19 protein-coding genes are annotated in these 23278 nt (G+C 52.9%); 2 read left to right on the forward strand and 17 right to left on the reverse strand.

The window, feature by feature from the left end; translation table 11 throughout:
• Position 1 precedes the first annotated feature (1 nt).
• Entirely contained in the window at positions 2-619 is a 618-nt protein-coding gene (locus tag PUP35_RS02595; protein WP_274241887.1) for a response regulator transcription factor, read from the reverse strand.
• 284 nt (positions 620-903) lie between these two features.
• On the opposite strand from PUP35_RS02595, the gene PUP35_RS02600 reads away from it, so the two are divergent.
• On the forward strand, positions 904-1506 hold the full coding sequence (locus tag PUP35_RS02600; RefSeq protein ID WP_274241888.1) for an ATP-dependent Clp protease proteolytic subunit: 603 nt from the start codon (positions 904-906) through the stop codon (positions 1504-1506).
• A gap of 59 nt (positions 1507-1565) precedes the next feature.
• Here the strand turns inward: PUP35_RS02600 and PUP35_RS02605 are convergent, their stop codons facing one another.
• The 15 genes from PUP35_RS02605 to PUP35_RS02675 form a co-directional block, all read right to left on the reverse strand.
• Positions 1566-1874 carry an SH3 domain-containing protein gene (locus PUP35_RS02605; RefSeq protein WP_248175312.1) on the reverse strand — a complete coding sequence of 103 codons (309 nt, stop codon included), beginning with the start codon at positions 1872-1874 and terminating at the stop codon, positions 1566-1568.
• A 129-nt stretch (positions 1875-2003) separates the two neighbouring features.
• A complete protein-coding gene (locus PUP35_RS02610) occupies positions 2004-3254 on the reverse strand; it encodes a hypothetical protein (RefSeq protein ID WP_274241889.1) in 1251 nt (416 codons plus the stop codon).
• A gap of 1 nt (position 3255) precedes the next feature.
• Entirely contained in the window at positions 3256-3684 is a 429-nt protein-coding gene (locus PUP35_RS02615) for an IrmA family protein (protein ID WP_320739837.1), read from the reverse strand.
• 25 nt (positions 3685-3709) lie between these two features.
• Positions 3710-4186 (reverse strand): hypothetical protein, encoded by a 477-nt coding sequence (locus PUP35_RS02620; protein WP_181899772.1) that lies wholly within the window; start codon positions 4184-4186, stop codon positions 3710-3712.
• Positions 4187-4237: 51 nt separating this feature from the next.
• Positions 4238-4720 carry a hypothetical protein gene (locus tag PUP35_RS02625; protein ID WP_115876568.1) on the reverse strand — a complete coding sequence of 161 codons (483 nt, stop codon included), beginning with the start codon at positions 4718-4720 and terminating at the stop codon, positions 4238-4240.
• An 11-nt stretch (positions 4721-4731) separates the two neighbouring features.
• A complete protein-coding gene (locus PUP35_RS02630) occupies positions 4732-5430 on the reverse strand; it encodes a hypothetical protein (protein WP_133293703.1) in 699 nt (232 codons plus the stop codon).
• Positions 5431-5448: 18 nt separating this feature from the next.
• Positions 5449-6984 carry an SUMF1/EgtB/PvdO family nonheme iron enzyme gene (locus PUP35_RS02635; RefSeq protein ID WP_248175315.1) on the reverse strand — a complete coding sequence of 512 codons (1536 nt, stop codon included), beginning with the start codon at positions 6982-6984 and terminating at the stop codon, positions 5449-5451.
• Entirely contained in the window at positions 6974-8155 is a 1182-nt protein-coding gene (locus tag PUP35_RS02640; RefSeq protein ID WP_274241890.1) for an ABC transporter permease, read from the reverse strand. The genes PUP35_RS02635 and PUP35_RS02640 overlap by 11 nt, the downstream gene beginning before the upstream one ends.
• A 31-nt stretch (positions 8156-8186) precedes the next feature.
• Positions 8187-8873, reverse strand: coding sequence for an ABC transporter ATP-binding protein (locus PUP35_RS02645; protein ID WP_274241891.1), 687 nt, complete (start codon positions 8871-8873; stop codon positions 8187-8189).
• Positions 8873-10828: a vWA domain-containing protein gene (locus PUP35_RS02650; RefSeq protein WP_133293705.1), complete on the reverse strand. Its 1956-nt coding sequence runs from the start codon at positions 10826-10828 to the stop codon at positions 8873-8875. The genes PUP35_RS02645 and PUP35_RS02650 overlap by 1 nt, the downstream gene beginning before the upstream one ends.
• Positions 10829-10836: 8 nt before the next feature.
• Positions 10837-11796 carry a hypothetical protein gene (locus PUP35_RS02655; RefSeq protein ID WP_127729462.1) on the reverse strand — a complete coding sequence of 320 codons (960 nt, stop codon included), beginning with the start codon at positions 11794-11796 and terminating at the stop codon, positions 10837-10839.
• Between the two features lie 6 nt (positions 11797-11802).
• Positions 11803-14466: a putative virulence factor gene (locus tag PUP35_RS02660; protein WP_133293706.1), complete on the reverse strand. Its 2664-nt coding sequence runs from the start codon at positions 14464-14466 to the stop codon at positions 11803-11805.
• Positions 14466-17471, reverse strand: coding sequence for a virulence factor SrfB (locus PUP35_RS02665; protein WP_274241892.1), 3006 nt, complete (start codon positions 17469-17471; stop codon positions 14466-14468). Before PUP35_RS02665 ends, PUP35_RS02660 begins: the two co-directional genes overlap by 1 nt.
• Positions 17472-18845 carry an SrfA family protein gene (locus PUP35_RS02670; RefSeq protein WP_274241893.1) on the reverse strand — a complete coding sequence of 458 codons (1374 nt, stop codon included), beginning with the start codon at positions 18843-18845 and terminating at the stop codon, positions 17472-17474.
• 249 nt (positions 18846-19094) lie between these two features.
• Positions 19095-20315: a VWA domain-containing protein gene (locus tag PUP35_RS02675; protein ID WP_127729467.1), complete on the reverse strand. Its 1221-nt coding sequence runs from the start codon at positions 20313-20315 to the stop codon at positions 19095-19097.
• 331 nt (positions 20316-20646) lie between these two features.
• Between PUP35_RS02675 and PUP35_RS02680 the strand changes: the two genes are divergently transcribed.
• A complete protein-coding gene (locus tag PUP35_RS02680; RefSeq protein WP_274241894.1) occupies positions 20647-21768 on the forward strand; it encodes a ribosomal protein uL16 3-hydroxylase in 1122 nt (373 codons plus the stop codon).
• Positions 21769-21829: 61 nt separating this feature from the next.
• Here the strand turns inward: PUP35_RS02680 and PUP35_RS02685 are convergent, their stop codons facing one another.
• The gene (locus PUP35_RS02685; RefSeq protein WP_133293710.1) at positions 21830-23248 is read right to left on the reverse strand and encodes an aminotransferase-like domain-containing protein; all 1419 of its coding nucleotides are present in this window, start codon (positions 23246-23248) and stop codon (positions 21830-21832) included.
• Between the last annotated feature and the right edge of the window lie 30 nt (positions 23249-23278).

Below are 23278 nucleotides of genomic sequence, written 5' to 3' on the forward strand. Positions count from 1 at the left end.
GTTACTCCGCAGGCTGGCTTTTGGTCAGGCGCTCAACGGCCCTGACCAGCTCGGCCACGGAACGCACCTGCATTTTCTCCATCACGCGGCGGCGGTGCACCTTCACCGTGATCTCGCTAACGCCCAGCTCGGCGGCAATTTGCTTGTTCAGCATGCCGCTTATCGCCAGCGTCAGCACCTCGTGTTCGCGCGGGGTGAGGGACATATGGCGCTGCTTCAGGGCGTAGTACTCTTTATTGCGCACGGCGTTGTGTTCCGCCAGCTGAAGCGCGGATTCAATGGCGTTGATAAGCGCGTTAGATTCGACGGGCTTGGTGAGGAATTCGTACGCGCCGCCTTTAATGGCACGCACCGACATCGGGATGGTGCCGTGGCCGGTGAGAAAAATAATCGGGATCTCGCGCCCGCTGTCCTTAAGGGCGTCAGCCACCTCAAAACCCGAGATGGTGGGCATTTGCATATCAAGAACCACGCACGACGGGAGCTCTTCAAAGCGGTACTGAAGAAACGCTTCTGCCGATGAAAAGCCGACGGCGTTTAGGTCTGCCGATTCCAGCAGCCCAATCACGGACTGCCTGACTGCGTCATCGTCATCTACAACATACACAATGTGTTCCATTCACCGCCCCGGTGCTGATTGACATGTCGAGGATGCAAACAATCCCGTCGGTTACGTAAGGGACTGTTTATGCTGACTTTCATCTTAACACATTAACTATCATTATCATTTAACAATATGATAACCGTATGAAGTATAGCGAGCCGGGGCGGGAGTGGTGAAGGAACGAAACGCGTGCAACATGGGCAGTATGCCTCAGCGCCCTCGTTATTTGTCGGTGAGGACTTTGATCGGTAAAACAGGCTACACTCTGGTTTTGAGCGCTAAATGCTGAGGACATAACAATGCACTACACACTGAAAGAGAGCGACAAGGATAAAGCTGAAGGGTCAAACGGCGCGGGCGCTCTGCAGCAAAAACTGCTGGAGTCTCGTTCGATTGTGATCTCCGGTGAGATCAATCAGGAGCTGGCGCAGAAAGTGATCACCCAGATGATCCTGCTGCAAAGCGTCAGCAACGATCCGATCAAGCTGTACATCAACAGCCAGGGCGGCCACGTGGAAGCGGGCGACACCATTCACGACTTCATCAAATTCATTCGCCCGGAAGTGCACGTCATCGGCACCGGCTGGGTGGCGAGCGCCGGGATAACCATCTTCCTGGCAGCGAAAAAAGAGCACCGCTACTCGCTGCCGAATACCCGCTTTATGATCCACCAGCCGCTGGGCGGCGTGCGCGGTCAGGCAACGGATATTGAGATCGAAGCGCGCGAGATCATCCGCATGCTGGATCGCGTGAACAAGCTGATCGCTGACGCCACCGGCCAGCCGCTGGAAAAAGTGAAAAAAGACACCGACCGCAACTTCTGGATGTCTCCGGCAGAAGCGCTGGACTACGGCATCGTGGGCAAGCTGATCGCCCATTATGACGAGCTGAAGCTGGATTAAGGTTTTATCGCCGTGTACGTGTCGGGTGGCGGCTTCGCCTTACCCGACCTACGCCGGACCTATCGTACCTCGAACACCACCACCATCCAGTTCGTTCGCGTGCCTGGCGGAAACGCCGGGTAAGGATCGAGCCGTGTGCATGCCCCCGCCCAGATGTATGTATCCTCACCAATGCGATACCAGTGCGCGTTGCCTTCCACCGCATCCCCCATCACCGCAGCCTGCACCGTCAGTTGGCTTCCCGCAGAGAGTTCACACGCCACGGGCGAGAATACCGAGGGGCTCTGTTTACGCGTGTAGACCGCTGTTGTGGTCTTAACAGAGCCAGTGACCGGCAGTTCAGTGAAATCGCTCATTTTAGACCTCATGACAGTTCTCTCTTAACGTAACGATATAAGCCGCTGTAAATATGGCGATCACGATAAAGCGTGAAACTGTCAGAATGTGTCATGCGGAAGTCTGAAAGGCACCCGTTGAGCGGGTGCCTGGAGGATTACTTAATTCTGGGCTGCGATGCTGATAAGTTCGTAGATTTTTTTTGCCCCGGCATTTGATTGAGTCAGTTCAATATTATGTTTCTGGCCATTCTTCATATGCAGGACAATTTTTTTATTAATGGATCCTTTTATGACTACGCTACTGACTTCTCTGAAGCGGGCGTAGAAAGTTTCATACAATTTTCCCAACACGCAATAAACACCGTCATCAGTTAATACCACACCACGATCTCCTTGGCCGAAAACCGTTTCGTCGTAGTAGAACAGGATCGCATCTTCCGTGAGAGGAGGCAGCGATTGACGATGACTGGCCGCCTGGACGAAATTGCTTATTTTTTTCGCGTTGAGATTGTCGTAGCGGTAAAAATTGTGGTCTTTGTTCGTCGCATACTGTGTTAATTCACCCCCGGCTGGTTTGTGCTCCAGTGCTGGCAAGGTTTGCTGTGGCTGTTGTGGTGTTGTTATCGTTGCCTCCGATACGGAACCAACCATAGAGGCACCAACAGCTCCCATCCCCGGAAGTGTCTGGGAGGTCACGCTATGTTGAATGGTGGTCACAGTTCGGGTGTAAGCGTTGACATGGCTCCCGCCTCGCATATGCGCTGATACGTTTTGCGGGGTTTTGACCACGGTCTGCACCGGGGTCAGCACGGTTCTGAATGCCGCGCGTAGGGATGCCACAATCGAGACGATCAGAAGTGCGATAAGTGGGACCGAAAGCCACATAATTGAAAAATAGAAAATACTTTGCTTAGTGTTGGTTGCCAGCTGCGTTAACCTGGAACAATAAAGCCCTGCAGTTATCACGTACACGACACCACAAGCGATAGTGGCAGCCATGTTGCTCTCCCCGTCCATTGCCATTTCCTGGATAACGGGAAAGAGCAAACATCCATAGAGAACAGCGCTAAAGAGCGCATCGGGAAGTAATGTTTTTATCGTCTCAAAGGCTTTTGCAATATTGTAGAAGATCCACAGAAGTAACAATATCCAGCCAATGACAGGAATAGCTGCGGCGATAGCCATAAGTATCATGCTGACGATCATACTGCCAAGAATATTGCCTAAATGCCCTTCCGAAATAAGATACCAGATAAAATACAGGAAGGAACCGGCGATAACGGCCGGGAAGGCGACCACAACGCTTGCAGGTATAAAGAAAACGAACCCGCCAAAGATAAGTAATAACAAAAAGCAAAGGCCAGGCCCATTATTGTCAGGTGTTGAGTTTGCTTCAGCGTCTATAGACATATTAGTGATCTGCCTGCGGGTTAATGATAGGGAATGGAATAAATGGCCTTGGTGTAAGCAAACTGAGAGGTAAAGGCTGTTTGGTCTTTCCGTTAACTAACGCCAGTGACGTCAGGCGCAGCGTGAGATTGCTTTCGCAATAATGCTCGCCTTCGGCGAAAGCCGTTTGGTATCGCGTGGCATCAGAATCGCCGAATGGCTCTACCTGCAAAGTATCATGAGCTACAAGGTTATTTTTTGCATCAACGAGGTCAAAGCCTATCTCTAACGAACCAACGCTTTCCATGCCACTGTCCAGCGTGAAAGTGGCGCTGCACATCCCTTGATTTGCCCAGACGGTGTTTGAGTGCCAGATCTCAATCGCATGAGATGGAGCAGCGAATAAAAGACATGCGAATACTATGCTACAGTGTAAGTAACGGCTCATCATATTTTACCATCCTGAAAATGATGTATTAATCAACATAACCGTATGTTGCATCATCACCGGTGTCCGCTTCTTTTACGAGGCCTTGACCGCGATATTCATTAGGTAAAAACCCCCCATTAGTGCACTCTTTTTTCATGATGAGCTTTTGGTTTTTATATACTTTCAGGCCGGTATAATCCCATCCTTTTCCCGTACCGCTATAAACAACATAGCTGTAGTTGCCATTGATGAAACGATAATAATAAGCGCCTCCACCCGAGAACGTCATTTCACCCAGGCGAACCTGCGTTTTGTCTCCCTCATTTTGGGGGAGAGTCATTTCTACTTTTTCAAGTGAGCCGTAATAATAAGTAGGAACATCGTGCTCTAGACGGACGATAACGTATTTTTCGTTCGTGAGTTCGCAGTTGAAAATAAGCTCAGGCTCAGGCGGTGCAGCATGAACGCTTGGAATTGTCGCCAGAAGGGTCAATAATCCAGCAGAGAGTAATTGAGATTTCAACGTTATTTTTCCTTAGCAGGTAAAGCAGCCGGTAACCCGGCTGCTATTTTATTATTGTGAAGCCAGTGTTTCTTGTAATTCATTCAGCTGTCCCTGCAGCTTCTGCAGTTCCATCTGTTTTTGCAATTCGGAAGCGCTTGGTTTGTTTTGCGCCTCCTTCATATTTTTTTCCAGGTCTGCAACTTGCTTTTGAGCATCAGCCCGGCCAGCTGTTTTTTTCTTCAACTGGGCGAGCAGATTGTTCATCGACTTTTGCAGTTCTTGCTGCGATTTTTGTTTACTGGCTACGTTGGCATTGCTCAGTGCTTTCTCTTTTTCAATCGCATCATTCACCGCTTTGAACTCTTTATTCAGTTCCTGATCGTATTGCAGCGTTTTTTGTTTATCTTCAACGCGCTTATCCCAGGTGCCGGAGTAGTTGCAGTTAAATTTGGTAATAATGCTGACATCACCGGTTGTCGGGTCACAATCTCGCGCGTTAGTGGCACAGCCGGCTAATATGAGGGCGCTGAGTGCAAGAAAAATATAACGCATTGCTATTCCCCTCAACCGACTTTCAGCGCGGTGCGCTGGGTATAGAGGCTATCGAGCTCGCCCTGCAGAGAGCCAATTTTGTCGCGCATCAACGCAATCTCGCTATCCAGATTTTGGGTATCACTGCCGGATTTGCTCATGTCTGCAGAAACGTCCTGCCACTGCTTCTCATGTTTTTTCATGTCGGTGATGGTGCCACGAAGGTAAGCAATGTTGGCATCCACTCCTTTAATTTGCTTCTGTACTGCGTCTTTTTTCACCGTGTTTGCAGCCATATCTTTTTCTATTTGAGCGAGGGTCTTTTTATCAGAGTCGATAACCGATTTTGCAACGCTGGTTGCGTTCTGAATGCGTTTGTTTTCGGCTTCAACATCCTTAATCGTTGCGTTTAACTGCAGCTCTTTGGAGGCGTATTTTTTGCGCTGATTATCCAGATAGGCGTTAGCCCCCATACCCACACCGCAACCGGCGATAGCGGCGGCGGCCATACATACTGCTTTGTTGCTGGAGTTACTGACAGCGCAGGCCAGTGCGCCGATTACCGCGCCGCCAGCACAGGCCTGCCAGCCTGATTTATTGAAAAACTCAACATCCTGATTATTGGCAAGGCGCGGGTCGACGCCGCCACTACTTCCCGTACTGCCATTCTGGCACCCCGCCAGAAATACCATCATTCCTGCTATCACTGCTGTGCGAATAACCTTTAACATTCCAATCTCCTGAACTATTTAATTATTTTTTTTACATGAACTAAGCCACGCCTCGCGCGCAACTTTTCCATCTTTCCAGTACCCCTGAAGGTTCTTCCAGTAGGTATCGAGATAACCGTTAAGGTTGGTTTTTCCGCGTGCAGCCATCTGTTGCAATACGACAGCGACCTGCGGTTCGATGAGGGGTTTGTCATAGGTTGTGCCCATGTCTACCAGTGTGTCAGCGTAATAACTGGTAATAAAATCAAGGGCTTTTTGATGTTGACCAAGCTGTTCCTGACGGCGGGAGCAATTAGCATCAAGCTGGCTGCCTGCGGCACAGGTTTTGGTGAAGAGCTGGTTGAGACGATCGTAAAACTCGCCGTCATCTTTCATTTTTGTGCACAAAAAGGCGCCCAACTGTAACGATGTGCGTATTGCCTGATCCCGTTGTTCATCCCGAAGCTGGCTATTTGCGCGCAGCTCACCGCGCAGTTGCTCAAGTTGTTTCTTCAGTGCGTCATCCTGGACTTTTGCCGAGATAGCATTCAGGTTTTTTAGAGAATCATCAGCTTTGCCTGCAGGTGTTTCCTTTTTACCCGTGCCTAATGATTGCCACTCTTTTTCAATCTCTTTCACCCGCTCGCGTGATGTCAGGGTTGTGGAAACTAAAACCAGACGAACACCGGTGCTTTTGGTTGTATTCTCGCCTGCATTGGCATAGTACGGCTCCTCTCCACGCAGTGAACTGCGGATATCCGCCTGAGGAGTCATATAACTGCCCCCCCGAACGACATAGCCCCCAGCCTTACCATGCAGGCGATCGAGCTTGTTCAGGCGGAACGGGTCAAACATCATCTCTGCTGCGTTGCCCAGTATGTCGTGCAATCCGAGCGGGTTAGGTTTCAGCAGGCCGGTAAGCTGAAGTTTTCCATTTGCAGACTGTGCCCCCGCAAACCAGACATAACCGTTTAATCCTTCAGGCATCGGGAAGTGGCGATCGCGGAACTCTGCGGGGGAAACCGCGAGCCCGCCGCGTGCGGCAAACTCCCACTCGGTTTCTGTCGGAAGCCGTAAAAATCCCGCCTGACCATCATCTTCAGGCAGTGCAGAAAGTTTTTCTTTTCGTAACCACAGGTTGTATTGATTTGCGAATACCATGGCATCCATCCAGCCAATACTCACCTTCGGTAAACGTCCTTTCATATCCGTCGTCGGGCATTCCCCAGAAAGCGCGCGATACTGCAGGTCGCTCAGTTCATATTTGGCCATCAGGTAATAACGGCCCTTACCACCCTTCTCCGGGAAACTGCCTGCAATGTGTTCCTGGCGAGATTGTTCAACGTATCCCCAGTCGTCGCCTTCTTGCCCCAGCGTGATGTTGTAATCTTCCAGCGGTTTATTCAGCGGGATAGCGACTTTGCGAAATGCCATGGCACCGTCGCACGGCATAGGCAATATCACGTCATCGGCCAGAGGTTTTGGGTTCCAGAACTTTTCATCCCAGGTGGCATTAGCCGCCCAGGCGTACCCGAGTCCAATGATAGCCAGGCTCATCGCCAGTTTAGATTTCACGTAAACTCTCCGCAGGTTCGATTTTCAGTGCGCGCAGTGCTCCGATAGCGGCCACGCCTAACGCCACGGCAAGGACACAGAGCAATGCTGCGATAAAATGAAGGGGGTCAAGGTGACAGACGAATGCCTGGTCCGGTAAAGAACTGCCCAACACATGGTTGAACAATGCACTGCCCAGCAGGTAGATGATCACACCCAGTCCGTATGAGACGCCGGTCAAACACAGCGCCTGAATAATAATAAAAAGCGTCACAGAGCGACGGCGAAAACCCAGAAGGCGCAGCACGGCCATATCTTTGCGCTTACGATCAATGTTGGCGATGAAGGCACCGACTAACGAGGCGATGCATCCTGATGCAGAGATCCAGGCAATCACGCCAAAGATAATACCCAGCACACGGTCGATGGCACGCACAGACTCAATTTGAGCTGACTGAGTGATAGCCTCAATTTTCTGCGTCTCCAGCCACCGCGCGAGGAGTGAAACGTCATCTATCGAACTGGCATAGATACGTGCTCTTGAATAGCGGGTTCTCTCTCTGAACGGCTTGCCATCGCTGACCCCCAGCAAGGGAACCTGAAAGCCATCGCGGTAGTCTTCCAGAGCAACAAGCAAAGGCAATGTAATAAAGGCACCTTGACGTGAAAATTTTGCGTCATCCAGCACGCCGGTAACGGTTAAAGCGAACGTGGCGCGTTGGTTTTTCCCTTCGCTTTTTCGGCTCACCATCAGGCGCAGGATATCTCCTGTCTGCACGCCAAGGCGGCGTGCCGCACTGGCGCTGAGTACGGTATCGCTGTCTTTGACCGGTGCTCTGACATCCTGCAAAAGAGGATCGCCTTTGGCCGTCGGGATCACTTCAGCACCCGGGACAAAGTGTTGCCCGTCTCGGACCAGATCGGCCTGAGTGTTCAGCGAACGAGTCAACGGAATCGAAAATCCGACTTCTGAACGGCGGGCGAGCTTATCAAGCCAGGCAAAATCATAATTACCATTACCCGTCATACGTACTTCCCGGGTGCGAGGGTCGTCGAGAAGCTGATGGCGAAGCTGGCTGACAATGCCATTCTTCAATCCGAACAGCAGCAATAACGGTGCGATAACGGCAATCAAAGAGAAGATGATGCACAGCGCGACCTTGCGATCGTGAATGAGATCGCGCAGAGCCATACGGCACAGCAGGGTGCCTGACGCTGGCATTTCAGCTGGGTAAGAAGACACTTTTTCCCTCTCCGGTCACGGCCTGATATCGGTCAATCCCAAAATGCGTCACGCGCTGCCAGTCGTGGCTCACAATAATGGCTGCCATATCCAGTGAGCGCACCAAACCGATCATCAGGTCAAACAGCCGGTCTGCATTATCAGGATCCAGCGCCGCAGTCGGTTCATCGGCAAGGAGTAAGCGTGGCTGGTGGGCAATCGCACGGATGAAGGCAACGCGCTGGCGCTCGCCGATAGAAAGCCGGGAAGGCATTCTTGTCAGCAGCGGCCGCACGCCCAGGGTGTCGATGGCCTTATCGAGCCAGGCTGACTGTAGGCTAAGTCCTGCCAGCCTGCGAACCAGAGTGATGTTTTCTATCACGGATAACCAGGGCAACAAGCCGCCGTGCTGTAGCATAAACCCAAGCTCGCGTGCGCGAAGCGCGGCCAGGGCAGGCTCGTTTTCAGCCATGAGCGGTATTGAAATATCGCGACCGGCGAGCCGGTACTCGGCAAGATGCGCTGGGCGGAGGATCGCCCCTATCATCTCCAGAAGCGTGCTTTTACCGCACCCGCTAGGCCCGGTTAGAGCGACCACCTCTCCCTTTTTCAACGAGAGGTGCGGGAGGGCGACGCTATAGCCATGCGTCCCGCCCCGGCTGATCTCCATATCGCGGATCCTCAACATCAGGGCAGGTTCTCCAGAGGTACCGGATAAACGTTATCGCGTGGGTCGCTATCGGGCGCTAATGCCACCCAACGGTCTACATCCTGGTTGTAGCGTTGATAGTAATTAAGCTTGGTGTTCAGCCTGCGGATAAAACGCTCCTGCTCAAGGCCATCCCAGCTTTTCCAGGTTTCTTCATCCAGGCTCAATACTTCACTGAGGTAAGGTAAGCTCTCGATATATTCACCGAGCAGTCCCATCTCTCCGAGGCGGGTCGCATTTTTCCCTTTCGCCTGGTTTGGATCGTTGCCCATGGTTGCCGCCAGAGAACGCAGGCTGGCAAACATGTCATCCGGAGAAATCATCCCCTCATTGGCGGCATTGACGATCTTCTTCATGACATCGCTCAGATCGCTGAGCTCGCTTTTCGTGAGCAGTACGCGCACCTCGGTCGCCGGGATGTTTTGGTCAATCAGATCGCGGTCGCTTATCCATGACTTGAATACCGGTGGTGCCGTGGTGCCTTGCTTTTCACCCAGATAGGCAAGACGCATTGCCTTACTTAACTTGTCGGCATCACTGAGCAGGGGATCTTCTTTCTTACCGGCATATTTAGGGCTTGCCCCCAGCGCACTCCCCGCCGTTTCTTCGCCGCTCCAGGCTGTTTTAATCTGGCCGGTAATGGCATTCGCCAGCTTATCGACCATACTACCGAAGCTATTTACATCACCTGAATCAATAGGATAGTAGAGCGGTTTATGCAGGAATGGATTTAACGTCAGCTCCTGATACTGGGCTTCAGCAGAACTGTGATTTTTCTTACCATCAGAGGTTTTCAGATGTAACGCATACAGCGCAACGCCACGATAGGCGGCTTCCTGACGCACCTGGGCGGCATCCAGATGGGTTGACGAGAGCTTATCTGTGCCATCAAGCGCGCCTGCGTCAGTAATCAGTACAACGTAGCGGGCGCCAAACTGCGTCCAGTCCACTTTGTCCAGCGCTGTCATGACCCCGCCGTAAGCATCTTCATCAACCTTGCTGCTGGAAACGGTAGCCTGCTTCAGGTCATGTACTTTAGCGAGGAAGTCTTTACCATCTTTAACGGTATTGGGGTCGACATACATCTTGCTGTCGTATTCAAGACCCGGAACCGCTTTCACGCTGGAGCGAAAAGCTACCAGGCCAAACTTGACCTGATCCTGTAAGTGTTCCTTCTCGATCCTTTTGTAGATCTTATCGATCGCCTCTTTGGTGCGATCGATATACGGCCCCATCGAGATGGTGGAGTCGATCACAAAGACAACCGAGGCGGAGAACCCTTTCATCATGTTCTTTTCATCAGCAGCGGACGCGGCCTTTTTTGCGGGCGACTTTTCGCTGACGGAGGCAACGTTGAGTACACGTACCTGGAAGCCGGTATCGGTAAACACATCATCTGAGCCAAGAACAGGTAAGAGATAAAAGTTTTTTAACTGATCCACCATGTAATCAGGCTCGCGTGCCAGAACCTGCGGGACCGGTTTATGGCTGCTCAAACTGTTGAGCATTGGTTGCAATGTTGCCGCAGGGTTTTTGCTGTTCAGAAGAGACTCAACGTCGGATTTCTCTTTAAAGAACAGCATCGGGTGACGGCCAGCAGGATTGGTAAACGCCAGCGTCAGCTGCATTTTCCAGTCAACGGTGCAGGAGGATTTCATCCAGCCAGCGGTATGACCAAAGCTGTCCGGCCCAACCTGCAGCCACGTGTCCTGACCCTGCGTTGTCCTTTGGTAAACATAGAATCGACTAAAGGCCGGCTGCTCTTTACCTGCTTCACCTGCTTTGGCGGACAGCTGGCAGCCTGGGTAAGTCAGTACCCGCTGGAATAACGCATGTTTACCTTCCTGCAAAAGCGGCTGTTTACCCGCGGCACAGACGGGGGATGCCAGCGTTGCGGCACACACCAGGCTACTGAACCAATGCATGTATTTCATTATTTATCCTATTTCTTCAGCTCAGCTAAACGGGCTTTGGCCTCGTTATTCTGCGGATCCTGATTTACAACCGACTCATACCAATACGCCGCTGTCTCTGCGTCAGGATTGAAGCATCCCCCTGGTTTTGCGGTTTTAGGGTCATATTCTTGTGCATAACGAACGGCCATCTGCGTATCGCCGGACTGGGCTTTATAGGCGTAAAGGCGCTGAGCGATATCGCAATGTTTTGCCGCTTTCGCTTTTGCGATGACGTCCAGCAGTTGTGCACTACTTGGCTGGCTACGCAGGCACCCTTTAACGAACGCCATTTCATTGCCGCTCGCCATTTGTTCATCACCACACGGCCCGGTAGTTTTCGCGACGGGTGCGGGAGGTGCCGCTGGAATTGCAGGCTCTGGCTTACGGGTAAACCACCACCCAGCAGCGGCCAGCAGGAGCAATAGAATGGCTAATCCCGCAAATAACGGCAGCTTGCTTTTCGGCTTCTGCGGCTGTTGAGATACAGGCTTTTCTGCGACAGGTTCTAAAACGACAGGTTCCGGTTCTTGAACGGACATCGGCTGCACGATGGGGGTATCATTCAGCGTCTGTATATTTTCCGGAAGTGGGTTTTCACCACCGGCCTGGGAGCTAAGTAGCCCTTCAGCGATGGTCAGAATCCCCATATCCTTATTACTTCCATCTTTGATGGTGATGCGATAGGCCGCCTGGCGGTTAGCGAGTAGTGGATCGATCAGAGAAGGGCCGACCTGAACGCAGGGCGTCTCCTCATTTTGTATCAGTGGAGGGAGGGCGAGAAAAATCTCGCCACTGACCCAATCACCGTGGCTGTCCAGATACAGACGATCCTGATTACGTACTACCGAGATTGTGACGCCCTCGGCATCGCCTTTCCAGCCTTTCAACAAGAGTAATGCGAATCCTGGTTGTATAGGGGTCAGCGTCTTAAGTTCAGGTTTGATCACGTCCAGTTACTCCTTTGCCGATTTAATCTGGCGGAGAATGACGCCCAGATTTTCGTTCTGCGCGACGCTAATCTCGCGTCCGGCAGAATGACCTGCGTTTTCGGTAATGAGTGCTTCCAGGCCAACCAGCCAGTCGATGATAAAGAAGGCACTGTAGTTCAGCTGTTGCGGCGTCAGGCGTGCCAGGCGTTCATCACCTTTCCAGACCACACTGTCGCACGTTGGTGGACGGGTAAAGATCGGCTGTTCGGGCTGGTTGAGACGGGCCGGGCGTTTCGATTCCGGCATATTTTGATAGCCCAGCCAGGTGATGAAATCGCTCATCACGTGAAGCACGCGTGAAACCTGACGCTCGACCATACGTTCACGACGAACGCCAGCCTGCTCGGTATTTTTCATTGCATTGACCAGCGCGTCCTCGACACGTGAACGCAATAACCCCGTGATCAATTCGTCTACCAGCGCTTCGGCAATCGGGCGCGGAAGACTGATGTAGTTGAGCATGGCGGCGGTTTCAGGCAGGCCGCGCAGATGGTTAATCCAGAGCTGAACGCTCTGGTGCGCGAAAGCGACCTCATGGCTGTGCGTCGTCACCGCAGTTGCGCTGCTTTCGAAAGCATCTTCCACACCGATATCAAAGAATCCTGCATCTTCTTCTGCTTCAGGCGCAGACAGGGTCGTTTGCTGCATGTAAAGTGCATGGAGATCGCGGCGTGCCGGAACCAACCGCGCCAGCAGTTCGCCGTGCATGCCGCTGCGTTTTTTCAGGGTGGCAAGGATCTCTTGCGCAATTCGGGATTTTCTGGACAGCTCTTCTTCGCCGTCCGGTTGGTACCAGTTCCCCAGTCCCCCTTCGACCAGTTCGTGGCGGATCTCGTCGAGCTGTTCTGCGATCCGCTCCAGTTTCAGTTCAGGGCGGGCGACGCGGGCCAGATAATCGGCCATTCGGCGCATACCACCGTCGTTGAGGGTGAGCATCGCATCCCAGGCTTCAGCAGGGTTCGCGATGTAGCGAGCGACAGCTTCATCTTCAAGGAAGGTTTTCCGCATCAGTGCAAGCTGCCCGCCATTGTCGTCGTTGAAAGCCGCTTCACTACCTGCGTTCATGCGGATAAAGGGCGTTTGCTGGCGCGGTTTGCGCACCAGGAACGTGTTATTGAACGCCTGACCCTGGCTCCATTCCTGCATCCATTTGTACTGGCCAAAACGCTCTGTCATCGCCATTTTGATCATCCCGCCAAGCCCCCAGGACTGGCGAAGAAGTGCTTCGTCATGGGAAAGGTTTTGGCTAATGCGCAGATCAAACATGGTTAATGCCCAGACAAGGCCAGGTAAGCGACGACCACGCGCGTCGGCATCGGCGCCCTGGGTGTAACGGATCCACTCGTCCAGCACGCCGCCCACTTCTTTGACATCAGACTGTTTTGTTGAGGCCGTACACACCACCAGGACATTCATCTCCTGGTTTTCGGTATAACGTTCAAAAAGATAGGCCACTTTTCCGCGCAAAATTAACTGCGCTAGCGGGTTGCTCTCTGCATTTTTAACCTCGCGGGTGACATCACCCATGGACTCCACCGCCAGACGGCCGCGATAACCCGGGAAATCAAGCAAGTCGACGGCTTCGAAGATTGTTTCGCGAGGCGGAGCCATTAACGGGATATGCAATTCAACGGTAAGCGCGGTGAGCTCTGCCAGCGATAGCGAAATAGACGCACCCGTTTGCCCATTTACCACAGGACAGACTTCAATAGTCTGATCTGACGGGGTATTCAGCCGCTCCAGCATATCGACGTTCATGATGCTATCCCGCTGGAGAAGCATGCCGTTTTCGTTACGAACCAGCGTGCTCAGTGGGGCACGCAGCTCCTGCACTCCACCGAGACGCTGTAGCGTGTTGGCAAAACGGATATAGGCATTGGTTAGTTCTGGTACTTCGCCCCATAAAACGGAGAAAAGCTGGCCGCGATCTTCAACAGAAAGCCATGGTGCGAGGCTTACTGCCTGTGGCCAGTAGGTCAGGGCAAAACGGCTTTGCGTTTTCTCAGAATGGCGGATGAGGTAATCCCAAAAAGAAACTACGTCATCTTCGGTCACGCCAGGGCTGCGGGAGGTCAGGCGTCGTTTCGACAGGGACGTTAACAGATCGCTGATACGTTTTTCATCGAACTGCCAGTCAAATTTTTCCTGGTTGAAGTCATGGATGAATGCGTTGGCGAGGATCTTCCCCATTTCCACTTCGTTGAAGAGCTGTAAAGTGACAGGCCAGCGTTCGTCCGTGCTCTGATCACTGCGGCTAAACCGGGTAACAAGACCCGTCGCCTCTTTGCCGCCGCCAGGCGGGTTGATGTGGGTCAGAAAATCGAGCTGATTGCCGCCGAGGCGTGTTTCCAGCTTTCCGTTTTCACCCGCAGCCAGCGCGGAAATGAGATACGATTTGCCTGCCTGCGACAAGCCAAAGAAGCCGATTGTCATCGGTTTCGCTGCGGCCTGCGCCAGCCTGCGTGCTTTGTTACGGCTGCGGCGCAAGTTCATGGTCAGGCGATCGGCTTCAGTGTTCAGGCGCGGCGCGTCCTGACGAACGCTAGCGATCCAATCAATGGCCCGGCCTGCACCTTGTTCGACGCCATTCCAGCCCTGGATAATGGTGTTGGGATGAATAGTGCTCATTAGCTTTTAATACTCCCGCTATCCAGCCAGTAATGGGTTTCACTCAGCCCGTTACCGACCATTGTGTTCAACTGGAATGCAACATCTCTACGGCCATAACCGCGCTGTGCGTTTTCCATTTCCATCGAGCCAATCTGGAAGCGCTCCGGACTGACCGGTTCTTCGCTACTACGTCCACGTCCCTGTTCTGCGGTTAAACCGATGCTTATTACAGCATCACCCGACAGCTCGCTTGCCAGGTTCGCACTGGTAATTTTTAGGGTATAAAGTGCGGTCGATGGCCAGCGTTCGTTATCAAGCTGGCGGAAACCGATACGCACTTCCCCCCGTGCTTCAAAGCCTTTCCCTTCGGGTAACTGGAAATCAGCGGAGTCCAAATCAACATCTCGATAGGCGACATTGCTGTCTTTAATCACATTGTTTCCATCAAGCATCCCGACATAGCGGATGGTTGAATAAGGCTTAAAGTTCGCAGTGCGGAAGAAGAAGTTGTTGAGTCTGGATTTCTCCGCTAACAGGCAGAGCATCGCCCCCACAACGGCTGTCGATTTCGGATCGTCAATGCATCCTTTCTTGTTAAACGGATACCAGCCACCGGTTTCATAACCGTGGAGTGGCAGTACGCGAAAAGGGGGAACAGGTTGAAGCTGGCGAATGAGCGCTTGAATTCCCGGCAGGCGAGATGGACGACCGGTTAAAAGTAATACATCGCAGTTGTAGTGCCAAAGCACTTCGCACAACGCGCGCAGGCTGTGGCAAATGTTCATTCGCCCGCTGCGAGGGTCGATAAATTCATTGTGCAGACGCGCAAGATCCAATTCCAGCGGTACATCCAGAATGGAGAACGGTACTTCGCTCGCAAGCTGTCCGGAACGGGCAACGTCGTTTACGTAATCCTGTACTTTCTCGGTTGGAAGATTATCGGCAAGTAGCTCACGGAAGGTGTAATTCAGTATCTCCCGCCCATTTTCCGGGGAGTACTCTTCATAGCGATGCAAAATAGATAACGCCAGAGGCGCGAAGATCTGCAATGTAAGCTGCTGACGTAATACCTGTTTTCCGGCTTCGATAGATTCACTACCGAAGAGTTGTGACATCATTGATTCGGCTGCAAGATCGCTGTGGCCGACTTTGGTCATGGCCGCTTTTACTGCTGGCTGGAGGAAAAGCCGTATAACATCCAGCAGTATGTCGTCGCCTGCTACCTTAAACCCTTCACGGAAAAGCTGTTTCGGGGTAATTCGGACGTTAATGCCCTGGCCTTCATCCAGCGTGTAGCGAGAAATGACGAGGTCGGTCGTTCCTCCGCCAATGTCAATCGACGCGATTTTTAATGAGCGTGTATCGCTGGTGTCTTTTTGAGTATCGGGACGGCGAGTAGCTGCAAAAAATTCGTCCGTGCGACCGCCAAAGTAGTTCTGCGTTTCGTTATAGAGATATACCAACTGCCCACAGGTGGCTTCGTCCCACTTCACGTGTACGCCAGGATGGGCGTACTTCAAGCACTGCGGGTCATCGCCTTCATAATCCATCTCTTCCCAGCCGAGCGCTTTCCAGACCATGCGGATAGCGTCATGCATGCTCTCCTCAAAGATAGCGCGCTCAGGCTTTGGCATCGCCGGAGGGACAGTCATAATGACATTTCGTAAACGACGCGGTGTACTGGCGTGGTTCATCTTCAGCCGCTGTGAAGGGCTGTTGATTTGCATGAGAGCCTGGCTTAATACCTCTGACAACATCATCGTCATCAGCGAGCTACGACTGTATACCGGCGTGAAGACGGGCATACGGTCTTCTTCATTTTTCAGGCGAATGAGCAATTTCCCCTGATCGTTGACTATATACAGCAGCGGTGCTGCAGTGGCTAACGGCTCTCTGTCACTTTTCACGAAGGCCTGGCTAAAGCGCCATCCCGGTGAATAGGGTTGATCGTCCCAGAGGTAGCGTTTAGGGCTGGAGATCCCTGTTGAGCCCTCGGTACCCAGGCGTTGAGCCGCCATTCTGAAGGCTTCTCCGCCGACGCGTCCAATGGTTGGCCATGTGAAGGCATCGCTGCGCCCGCTTTTTAGCGAGAAATCCTGCTTGCCGAATTCGGCCTGGGCAAACTCGAGACGGCTGTCAAAAGGCTCGTTATAAACAAATTGCGGTTGGCTCAAATCGCGGAGCTGAAGCTGATAAAGTTGAGAAAGCCCTTTATTGTCGTCACGATGTTCTTCGATCAAGATGCCGCAGCTACGTGAGTTACCAATGTCCAGCACGAGGTCTACAGGTATCGCTGAGTCCCGGATTTTTACGTCATTGACCTGTACTTCAGGAACGACAATCGTCGTCGCCAGGACATGCAGCAGGTTAAGATAATGCGCCTGATGTTCCTTCTGCAGCAGTTTTTCATCAATGTCATCAATATGTTGGCGTAATACTTCGCGAGCCTGAGTACTGAAAACTTCCCGTAGCCATTCATCCACCCATGGCAGTGAGAGAAACTCCCTCATCTCGTGAGGATGGCGTGCCAGAGCAAATCCCGCACCTGAACGGATATCATCCTCGCCCGGTGCGAGATACTGCGTATTCTCGCGATCCGGGAAAATTTTGGTATCAAAAATCAGAGTAGCGCGCCAGGTATTACCCTTTTCATCCGGCTCAGGCAGCTCATGGAACTGGACGCGTGACCAGTTATAGGGCCCGTGAGCAAAGGCTCGTGGCGGGTTGAAGCGGAAAAATGGCAGCGGTAACCAGAGGCCGCGATAGAGGCGTAGCGACTCTTCGGTCGTCAATGTGTAGTCGGAGTCTGCGTAGCGAGGAGGTTCGCTGTCAGGCAGAGGGAGCTGCAGCTTATCTTCCCTCTCATTATAGATAAGCCGCATAATAGCCTCGTCACCCTGTTGACGAAGAAATTCTCCATATTCTTTACGCGTTGGCAGGGTAAAGGCGAAATCAAGGAACTGGATCCCGCTGTCGCGAATAAGTTTGACCTGTTTTTTAAAATCAGTGAGTTCAGCGAGCATTTACTGACTTGCCTCCTGCTTCATCGAAATAGGGAAAAGTGTTTTGGCGTCGTAACGGCCTTTGCAATTCGCAATGTTTTGCGCGCCGGGAGCACACAGAATTTCTGGCATTTGGTAGCGTGAGCCATCGGAGCACTGTGCTTCTCCCTGATTGTTAATGGCGAGATGACCTGACTGAATGGCCGCATTGACCGCGCCACGACAGGTCACACCGTCGCCACGGATCATCTGTACTTCGCCCTTACCGTCATTGATTTGGTAACTCAGACTAAGGGGCTTTCCTGTGCGTTGATCCTGAATACCAGCCCCTGCGTGCCAGTTCCCGTCCAGAAAACGGGTATTTCCTTGTGCCAGTGAAGATGCGGGCAGGGTCAACGGGACTTTAGCACCAGCTGAGGTATTGGCTGATGGCGCTTCGAGAGCAGGTGCTGTTCCGCCGGGATGAGGGCTATTCGTGGCTGACGCAGGATCCACAGCAGATGCCGTTGCTGCTGCACTTTGTGACGGCGTTTGTAATGCTGATTGCTCTTGTGACGTTGTGAGTGAAGTGCCCGTGGCGCTTAAAATCTCACTGCCCGTTGTCGAATGCAGGTTCGCCTTAGACGTTGTTGTGCTGATGATGGCCCTTGACGACGGCGCAAGAGATTCGGCTGTTGGAAGGTGGGGCGCGGGCAAAGCGGATACAGAAGATGAAATACCAGGGATCGTTATGCCTGGCATGCAACCCCGTAAGAACAGTAGCGCTAAAAGGAGTAACAGAAGTAGCGGCAGTAGCCAACGCAACCATGCGGGTAAGAGCAACCACCAGCGTCTTTTGGCGGGCCTTTGATGCGTAAAGGTGCGTTCTGGTATCACCGGTTCAATACTTGCTGATTGCGGAGGCAAGGCTGTAGATATTGGACGCAAACAGTCTAGCGGCTCGATGCGGGCCTGGTTAGTGGCGTTCACAAATCCCCAAAAACTGATGACCGGCTTTCCACCTACCAGCCACACGTGCTGCTGATCGGGGAATTGCATCGCTTTTTCAAGTAATTTCCCAAAGAGCCGGCGTTCCGGCTGCTGGCTTTGGGCAAATTCATTACTTATCTGGCGAAACGCTGCATGGGTTGTTTCGAGTTGCGCGAGCGCGGCCTGGCGCTCAGCTTCCGTTGCGGCCGTCCATGGAATAACGTCACCGGCCAGCGGGGCATACCAGTCGATTCGATCGCCATGCTCGCTGATTTGCGGGATGGCTAAAGTGTCAGCAACCGCCGTTTGTTTTCTAAGTCGTAGGGTTTCACGCAGCTGTAATGCGGAAATATATACTGCCTGTCCATTCTCACCCATCGACTGATATTTATCGAGCTTGTCACTGCATAGAAAAATTTCTTTCACGCTGCATGCCTTTGCTGTTAAACGAACAAGTGAAAGCTGGTTCCACTGTGGAAAAGGACGCCGCAAATACGCCTGGTAATCTGCGTCATTTGTTTGTGGCAACAAAATATTGAGTATTATCGGCAAGTGGCCGAAAACGTTTAGACCTAAACTAAACTTATTATTGGGACGTGCGCATATCCGATTACCGCAAAAAAAGTTTCGCTGTGAAACTATATTTCTGGCAATGTATTCATTTTCTCTAATGTGTTAGTCACAACCCTGCGGTATATATTCCTTCACGGCGTTGTTCATCATCTTATTAAATTCCTGCGTATTATTGACAGCAAATACCTTTCCACCTGTATTGCTGGCAATACAGTTTCCGGCGCCGGTATTCATGATATCGACAACATTGACCTGTAATCGGGGCTTACGTTTTTTTAGCTCAAGCGCGACATCGCAAGGCGAGCCTCCGCATGTCTCTTCCCCATCCGTCACCAGTAGAATTATGGCATCACGGTCAACGCCATTAACTCGTTTCCCCGCCTCTTCTAACGCCTCTGCCAGAGCGGTTTTACCCACCGGCTGGATTTTATCAATTAACTTTTTTAGCTCAGCGCGTTGTTCCGGCAGGAAAGCCGGAGTTGCGCTCACCTGGTGGCAGTTAGCTGCGGCAATAAGGCTAATGTCCATGTCATTTGGCACGTCATCGATAATGTGTTTAGCGGATTGATGCGCGAGCGTAATGCGGCGAGGTTCACGATCGATACCGGGTACAGGTTTATCCTGCATCCACCGCATTATCTCTTCTGGTGTGGCATCCATGCTCATGGCCATAGAGCCAGAAGCATCAAAAATAATAACCATTTCAGGTGCCTGCTGTTTTGTCCGCTGTGCCGGGCAGAGCATTTTGACCTGATGCTCAGGGGCTGGCTGGACGGGAGAAACGGCAGGAGTGACTACTTTGACAGTCGGCCAGCAGCCGCGCAGGAGAACAAGAGCCAGAAGCAGAGCCAGCGCTAAAAGCCCCAGCCATAACCACCCACGCTTTTTAGGCAGCTGTTCTGCCGGCAACTTAGTTGCCGGCATGATGTCCCAGCCTGTGATTACAGGCTGACCGTCAACGATCCATATTCTTTCTGGTGAGGGCTGTCTGGCTATTTTTGCCAGTAACTGCAGTGTTTCGGGAGAAGTCTGCGCGCTAGTCGAGAGTGTTTGATGAAGTTGAGTGAGTGCCGCCAGCTTTTGTGAGAGGAGTATGGCGATTTTGTCTCGCTCAACGACGTTTAAAGCGTTAAAGCGTTGGGGTTTACCATTTATTTCGCTATACCATTCAACCGCACCATCTTCAGCCTGCTGAGGGCGGGCAAAAAGATTTAGATAAGTTTTAGAAAGGTGTCGGTCAATAAGATTATTTACGACAGAAAACGTTGAAATATATTCTTGTAAGCAATGTTCGCTCTCAACGGTCCTTGTGATTCTAATCATTGCCTTTAATGAGCCAGGTATGCAAAAGAAAATAGCTTAGAGCTAAATATAAAAAATGACAATCTCTAATACTAATCTTGTTCTTAAAATTAAAAAACTACCAGTTTTAAGAGGTAAGATGTTTTGAGTAAAAGTAAACATCGGACAGGGGAAAAGGTTCAGGAAAAATTATCATTTAAGTTTTACTTTAATACCACTTCACCTAATGACTAGGTTTATCATTGCCAACACGCGCGTGGCAGGCAAATCATCTGCGCTTGACCCACGACAAAGCAGCCCTCCACGCCCTCCACCATAATCGCGCCTGTTTCCCTTCTCACTGGTGCTACCCATGGCGTATCAATTGAACCTGAACTGGCCGGAATTTCTTGAGAAATACTGGCAAAAACAACCCGTTGTGCTGAAAAATGCCTTCCCGAATTTTGCCGATCCGATTACACCGGACGAGCTGGCGGGTCTGGCGATGGAGCCGGAGGTCGATAGCCGTCTGGTAAGCCATTTCAACGGTAAATGGCAGGCCAGCAACGGTCCGTTTGAGCACTTCGACGATCTGGGCGAAACCGGCTGGTCGCTGCTGGCGCAGGCGGTGAACCACTGGCATATGCCCGCCGCGGAGCTGGTGCGTCCGTTCCGCGTTCTGCCGGACTGGCGTCTGGACGACCTGATGATCTCCTTCTCCGTGCCCGGCGGCGGCGTGGGTCCGCATATCGATCAGTACGATGTTTTCATCATTCAGGGGATGGGCAGCCGCCGCTGGCGCGTGGGCGACAAGCTGCCGATGCGTCAGTTCTGCCCGCATCCGGCGCTGCTGCATGTCGATCCGTTCGAGCCGATCATCGACGAAGATCTGGCCCCGGGCGATATCCTCTACATCCCGCCAGGATTCCCGCACGACGGCTTTACCCATGAAACGGCGCTTAACTACTCCGTCGGCTTCCGCGGGCCAAACGGCCGCGATCTGATCAGCAGCTTCGCCGATTACACGCTGGAGAACGATCTGGGCGGCGAGCACTACAGCGATCCGGATCTGACCTGCCGCGAACACCCGGGCCGCGTTGAGCAGTACGAGCTCGATCGCATTCGCCAGATGATGATCGAGATGATCAGCAAGCCGGATGATTTCACAAAATGGTTCGGCAGCTTTGTCTCCACGCCGCGCCACGAGCTGGATATCGCCGCCGCCGAGCCGCCGTACGCGCCGGAAGAGGTGCTGGACGCGCTGCAGGGCGGCGAAACGCTGTCCCGCCTGAGCGGCCTGCGCGTGCTGAACGTCAACGGCAGCTTCTTTATCAACAGCGAACAGCTGGAGACGGTAGACGCGAAGGCGGCGGATGCGCTGTGCCGCTATACGGAACTCGGCCAGGCCGAGCTGGGCGATGCGCTGAAAAACCCGGCATTTGTTGAAGAGCTCACCGGGCTGATTAATCAGGGATACTGGTACTTCGACGAGTAATGCGGCACGATTTTCTCCCTCTCCCTGTGGGAGAGGGGCGGGGTGAGGGCATCAGGCCGCACTAGCCCTCCTCCATCGCAATCACAATCGCTTCACCCAGCTTCTTCAGCGCCTCGCGATTTTTCTCCGTCGGCGGCAGCGCCACGTTGATCCGCAGGCAGTTGCGGTACTTCCCGGAGGCGGAAAACAGCGACCCGGCCGCGGCCTGGATCTTCAGCCGGCACAGCTGCTTGCTGACGCACACCATGTCGACCTTCTCCGGCAGCTCAATCCACAGCAGGAAGCTGCCCTGTGGGCGCGTGACGCAAATCTCTGCTGGAAAGTACTGCCGTACCCAGCAGGTGTAAGTTTCCATATTCTGCTGATAAATCTGGCGCATGCGGCGCACGTGGCGATGGTAATGACCGTCGCGAATAAACGCCGCCACCGCCATCTGCGTGCCCGGCACGTTAAACCCGCCGGCGGCGTATTTCATGTGCATCACCCGGTCGTAGTAGCGTCCCGGTACAATCCAGCCGACGCGCAGGCCCGGCGCCACGGTTTTGGTAAACGAGCTGCAGAGGATCACGCGTCCGTCGATATCCATCGAATGAATGGTGCGCGGGCGCGGGTACTCCGCCGCCAGCTCGCCGTAAATGTCATCCTCAACAATCACGATATCGTGCCGCTGGGCGAGGGCCAGCACCTGTTTTTTCCGCGCCTCCGGCATGATAAACCCGAGCGGGTTATTGCAGTTGGGCACCAGAATCACTGCTTTGATCGGCCACTGCTCCAGCGCCAGCTCTAACGCTTCGATGCTGATCCCGGTTTCAGAGTCGGTAGGAATTTCAATCGCCTTGATATCAAACCCGCGCAGCATCTGCATGGTGCCGTGAAACGATGGCGATTCCACCGCCACGATATCTCCAGGTTTGCATACCGAGAGCAGGGCGATTGATAGCGCACCGTGGCAGCCGTTGGTAATCACAATGTCGCTTGCCGAGACGGTGGAGCCGCCGTCCAGCATCAGGCGCGCGATCTGCTCGCGCAGCTCCAGGCGTCCGTCGAGCACGTCATAGCTCAGCATCTCGCCGGGGTTATGCTGCGCGATGCGGCTCATCTCGCGCCACAGGGGCTTCAGGCTCGGCTGGTTAATGTCCGGCGAACCGCCGCCAAAGGAGATCATCTCTTTGTCGGCGCGGGCGTCCAGCAGCATCATCACCTCATCCCACTGGGTAACGTCCACGGGGCGCTGCACCGGGCGCGTCATCGCCGGGACGGGCGGCTGGGCTTTTCGCGGTGAGACAAAATAGCCGGAGCGCGGCTGAGGGGTTATCAACTGGAGGTTTTCGAGGATCTGGTAGGCCTGCTGTATGGTGCTGATGCTCACGCCGTGCTCCTGGCTCAGCGCACGCACCGACGGCAAACGTTCACCGCTGCGATACAGACCTTGTTGAATGCGTTCTGCCAGAAGGTTGGCGAGATGTTGATAGCGCGTCATGCTGTATCCTTTGTTTTCACCATACAGATT

Origin of the sequence: Enterobacter sp. S-33 (assembly GCF_028735835.1) — a bacterium.
Taxonomy (GTDB): Bacteria; Pseudomonadota; Gammaproteobacteria; order Enterobacterales; family Enterobacteriaceae; genus Enterobacter; species Enterobacter vonholyi.